The organism is uncultured Shewanella sp. (genome assembly GCF_947497935.1).
Lineage (GTDB): Bacteria > Pseudomonadota > Gammaproteobacteria > Enterobacterales > Shewanellaceae > Shewanella.
Window position 1 is genome coordinate 1 of the sequence record NZ_CANMIO010000040.1, and the last position, 5,607, is coordinate 5,607.

A 5,607-nucleotide genomic window follows, 5' to 3' on the forward strand; every position below is an offset into this window, starting at 1 on the left:
TCCCCTGTAGTTCAGTTGGTAGAACGGCGGACTGTTAATCCGTATGTCACTGGTTCGAGTCCAGTCTGGGGAGCCAACCTTTTCATCATCACCCTCCTTCTTCAGTTACACTTCTCAGCATTAAATTCCAAAAATATTTCTTTAAAAAGCTTCTCCGTTATAAATCCGCTGCAATAAAATCTTAAACCTGTTTATAATACTTGCAATTAAACCAGTGTGACTCGAACAAATACGAGTTGTGGCTCGCGGTGAATGGACTCTTTTATGACAACCTCTAAACTTTTCCAGTTGTTTTTAGTTCTACTTTTTTCTGGGCTCACCTTTATAAGTTACCTAGATGAAAAACAAAAATTGACAGCCCAAGTTCAACTGCAGATTGAACAATATGCCAATAGCATCAAGCAACAGAAGCAATGGCAAGGAAAAGGTGAAGCGCTTTATGATATCCTCAAGCAACAATTTAGCTTTCAATTTTTCCAATACATAGATAAAACAGATAGCAGTAATAATTTCACCCAAGGCGAGTTGGTCCCTAAAGAGAAAGTCAATTTAGCGAAGTTATTCTCCATTCAATCACCGTACACTCAGATTTTAGATACCGGCAGATTACAAGTTAAGCTATCTAACTTATCTACAATTGAGAATACTGTGGCCCGATTTCAGAATATTCTCATTATCATTTGGACGACATTTCTACTAATTAGTATCACCTACTTACTATTAACCATCAGACAAAAAAGAAGTATTGGCTATATTTCAATATGCGTTGAGAATTTAGCTAAGCTATCTTTCGGTGTAATTGAAAAATCTCGAATAAAAGGTGAATTCAAGGGCATAGGCCTCACTCTCGACAACAGTAAACAGCTTTTAAAAGCCAAAATTGATGAATTCCATAAAGCTCATGAAAAGCTAAGCAAAACAGCTTTTCAAGATCCGCTTACGGGGTTGGCTACTCGGGCTCGATTTACTGAAAAACTTAATGAAATTGGAAATCCTGAACGCAAAGACACAGGTATTTTAGTATTTATTAGGGCCACCGAACTCGCCTCTATCAATCAGATGCATGGTAGAGAAGCCGGTGATGATTATCTTAGCCGCATTGCTAGTGATATTAAGCGTGCGTTTAATCAAAAACCTCAAGCTCAGTTTTATAGGATCTCAACAGCCGACTTTGCCATTGTGATTGGCGACCTCACCATCAAGCAAGCCACCGAAATAGCCGATAGACTTAAAACTGCATTTAATGAATATCAACAGCAGGTTGGCACTCCATCTATTGGTCATATAGGCTTAGTGCCTTACCTTCAAGATAGCGACCCAGTCTCTTTAATGACCTTGGCAGATACAGCTGTCAGTATTGCTCAAACATTGGGCCCCAACTGTTACCATATCCAGGAAAAACTTACAGGCGGAGAGCTTTTTGGTGAGAGTCGTTGGAAAGTAGCGATCAACGACCTTTTAAGACGAAAAGCAATAAAGTTCTATATTCAACCAATTCGTCCGTGTCGACATAACGTTGAATTCTATCGAGAACTATTGTCACGCTTTTATAATAACCAAGGAAAACTATTACCCACATCGACAGTCATCGCGATGGCTGAGCGTCATGGTATGAGCGAAGAACTCGATAAGCTAATCGTGCTTAATACACTGCGCATGCTTATCCAGTCGCCTAACCTAGAGGGGCTTATTGGTATCAATATCAGTGCCGCTTCTGCAACTAATAAGTCGTTTGTTTCATGGTTAAAAAACATACTCAACAAGCAGCGGCAGATCGCTGCTAGATTAGTTTTTGAGGTGAGTGAGTCAGGTATGCAGGCAAACCTAAGTGCCAGCTACTATTTTATCAATGAACTCCATAGTGTCGGTTCACGGATCTCTATCGAACGATTTGGCTTAGGCTTTACTTCATTTAAGCTTTTTAAAGAGGTTCGTCCTGACTACATCAAGTTAGACCCTAGTTACACTCAAGAGATCACCTTAGATCCGCACAATAAATTTTTCGTCAAAATGATCATAGATATCGCTCGTAAACTCGGGATCAAAGTGATTGCAACTGGAGTCGAAAAACAGGAAGACAAGCTAGCAATGGATCAACTACTCATAGATGGCTTACAAGGCTACTATATCGCTGAGCCGAGCCCATTAAAACAGGAAAAAAAGTCGGTAAATACCGCTTAATACTGACTATTTATAAAGCAAACTTTTTATCCTTGCTTTCTATGTGTTGTTAATGCCTTAGGAAAAGCCGATAATAGAGCTAATTCTGTCTAAAAAATTGATTAGAGATGAGTGAATATCTCCTGTTATTGATTGGCACAGTGCTAGTCAACAACTTCGTATTAGTAAAATTTCTTGGCCTTTGCCCTTTTATGGGGGTATCTAGCAAGCTTGAGTCGGCTATCGGCATGTCGATGGCGACAACTTTTGTGCTAACGCTAGCCTCTATTTTGAGTTATTTGGTCAACCAGTATTTGTTGTTACCTTTTGACCTTGGCTATCTGCGCACCATGAGCTTTATTCTTGTGATTGCCGTTGTAGTGCAGTTTACCGAGATGCTGGTTCAAAAAACCAGTGCCTCGCTGCATCGCGCCTTAGGTATTTACCTACCTTTGATTACCACTAACTGTGCCGTTCTCGGTGTCGCCCTGCTCAACATTAATGAAAAGCATGGCTTTATCGAGTCAGCCATCTTTGGCTTTGGTGCTGCGGTAGGTTTCTCATTAGTGTTAATTCTTTTCTCTGCCATGCGAGAGCGTCTTGCTGCCGCCGATGTTCCCACGCCTTTTAAAGGTGGGGCCATTGCTATGGTTACCGCAGGTCTTATGTCACTTGCGTTTATGGGATTCACAGGGTTGGTTAAATAAACATGTCAGCTATTGTCATCGCTATTGTTGTACTAACAATACTCGCGCTTGTCTTCGGTGTATTACTAGGCTTTGCTGCCGAGAAATTTAAAGTTGAAGGCAACCCCCTAACGGATCAAATTGAAGCGCTATTGCCACAAACCCAGTGTGGCCAATGTGGTTACCCAGGATGTCGCCCCTATGCAGAAGCCATTGCTAATGGCGATAAGGTCAACAAGTGTCCTCCTGGTGGTACCGCAACGATGGAAAAACTGGCAGACCTTATGGGCGTCGAACCTGAGCCACTCAATGCCACCGAAGCGGTCCAAATAAAAAAAGTTGCATACATTCGAGAAGAAGAATGTATCGGCTGTACCAAGTGCATCCAAGCCTGCCCCGTAGACGCAATTTTGGGCTCCGGAAAATTAATGCATACCGTCATTACCGACTATTGCACTGGCTGTGACCTTTGTGTTGCGCCTTGCCCTGTCGATTGTATCGACATGCTACCAGTAGAACAGACCACTAAGACCTGGAACTGGCAACTTAATGCCATTCCCGTCAAGCAGTTGCAAGAGGATAAGCCGTGTTAACTTTATTAGAGCAAATTGATAAAGGAACGCTTTGGCGCTCACATGGCGGTGTTCATCCTCCAGAATTAAAAAATCTATCTAACAAAACAACGATTTGTGAGTTGCCACTCGCGAGTCAATACGTTTTACCTCTCACTCAAGTAGGCGATAGCGCCCTACTCACAGTGAAGGTTGGCGATAGAGTGCTAAAAGGTCAGAGCCTGACATCGGGTACGAGCTTTGCTTATAGCCCTGTGCATGCTCCAACATCCGGTGTTATCAGCCACATTAAACCAATGCCAAGTAATCACCCTTCTGGCATTGCTGTATTGAGCTGCGTAATTGATGCCGATGGCTTGGATGAATCGGTAGAATCCCTAACCGCTGATGTTGCATCTTTGAGCAACCAAGAAATCCTAAGCAAGATCCAACAGGCTGGTATTGCTGGACTGGGCGGCGCAGCATTTCCAACTCATATCAAGTTAAGCCCAGCCAGTGACATTGAACTGGTGATCATCAACGGTATCGAGTGTGAGCCTTACATTACTTCTGACGATCGTCTCATGCGTGAGCATAGTGATGAGATCCTTTCAGGCATCGCCATTATCCAGAAGCTACTCAAGCCAAAACGCATCATTATCGCCATAGAGGATAATAAACCCGAAGCGATTGAAGCGATGCAACATGCGCTTAATCGCAGTGAATTAGGGACAGATAGCGCCAGAATCACAGCAGTTCCAACCAAATACCCATCTGGTGGTGAGAAACAGCTAATACAGATCTTAACTGGTCAAGAAGTGCCATCGGGTTCTATTCCTGCCCAGCTAGGTATGTTAGTACAGAACGTCGGTACGGCTTATGCTATCAATGACGCTGTGACTAATGGCCATGCTTTGACACGCCGTGTCGTTACTGTGACAGGCCTAAATAGCCAAACACCGGGTAACTATTGGGTTCCCATTGGTACCCCAATCAAGCATCTTCTTGAACAACTTGGTTTTAATGGCGATTTAGCTAGCGATAAAGTCATTATCGGTGGTCCGATGATGGGTCACTCGCTACCCGATATTTCAGCGCCCGTCTTAAAGGGAACAAACTGTGTTCTATTACCGAGCAGCGAAGAGATAGCACCAGAGCAAACAGAGAAGCCGTGTATTCGCTGTGGTGAATGTGCCGTTGTCTGCCCTAGCCTGCTCTTACCACAGCAACTATTTTGGCATGCAAAAGCTGAAGAATACGATAAAGCTACAAGCTTCAACCTTCACGACTGTATCGAATGTGGTTGCTGTAGCTTTGTTTGCCCAAGTGATATTCCATTAGTAGAGTATTACCGTATTGCCAAATCAGCGATACGCACACAAACCGAAGAGAAGAAACAAGCTGACTTTGCTAAACAACGCTTCGAAGCCAGACTACAGCGTCTAGAAGAAGAGAAACTTGCTCGCGAAGCCAAGGCTAAAGAAGCTGCAGAGCGCCGTAAGGGCAATATGTCTAGCGGCGACAGAGACGCAGTCGCCGAAGCCATGGCCCGAATTAAGGCAAAAAAAGCAGCCGAGAGCCAACAAGCCGAAGTTTCTACGCCGACAGAGGCACCAGCAACAGACAAAAAAGCGCAGATTGAAGCCGCTATCGCACGCGCTAAGGCTAAGAAAGCCTCTACAAGTGCACAAGTTAATGCCGTAGAGGAGCCAACTGAGCCGCCTGCAAACGACAAAAAAGCGCAAATTGCTGCTGCAATTGCCCGAGCTAAAGCTAAGAAAGCGGCTACAAGTGCACAAGTTAATGCCGTAGATGAGCCAACTGAGCCGCCTGCAAACGACAAAAAAGCGCAAATTGCTGCTGCAATTGCCCGAGCTAAAGCTAAGAAAGCGGCTACAAGTGCACAAGTTAATGCCGTAGAGGAGCCAACTAAGCCGCCTGCAAACGACAAAAAAGCGCAAATTGCTGCTGCAATTGCCCGTGCAAAAGCTAAAAAAGCGGCGCAATCAGAAAATATGCAACCCGCAGAAGTTGTTCATTCTGAGAATTCTGAACCGCTGTCAGCTGAGGATGCTAAGAAAGCGCGCATAGCCAAAGCCGTTGCTAAAGCTAAGGTCAAAAAAGCCTCTTTATCTGTAGAGACTCAAGCTACAGAGGTTCAAGCTGTTGAAACTCCAATCGCAGAGGCTCAGGTTGTGGAAGCTCAGGCG

Annotated in this window: 4 protein-coding genes and 1 tRNA gene; all 5 read left to right on the forward strand. The window is 44.1% G+C overall.

The genetic code is table 11. The features are described from left to right. Positions 1-76, forward strand: a tRNA-Asn gene (locus tag Q1A86_RS20930). 188 nt (positions 77-264) lie between these two features. Beyond that, positions 265-2,181: an EAL domain-containing protein gene (locus tag Q1A86_RS20935; RefSeq protein ID WP_299811373.1), complete on the forward strand. Its 1,917-nt coding sequence runs from the start codon at positions 265-267 to the stop codon at positions 2,179-2,181. 107 nt (positions 2,182-2,288) lie between these two features. Then, entirely contained in the window at positions 2,289-2,867 is a 579-nt protein-coding gene (rsxA, locus tag Q1A86_RS20940) for an electron transport complex subunit RsxA (RefSeq protein ID WP_012155587.1), read from the forward strand. A gap of 2 nt (positions 2,868-2,869) precedes the next feature. After that, complete coding sequence (rsxB, locus tag Q1A86_RS20945) at positions 2,870-3,439, forward strand: electron transport complex subunit RsxB (protein WP_299811377.1); 570 nt, start codon at positions 2,870-2,872, stop codon at positions 3,437-3,439. After that, the coding region (gene rsxC, locus Q1A86_RS20950) for an electron transport complex subunit RsxC (RefSeq protein WP_299811380.1) at positions 3,433-5,607 on the forward strand (2,175 nt) is incomplete at its 3' end. The genes rsxB and rsxC, both read left to right, overlap by 7 nt.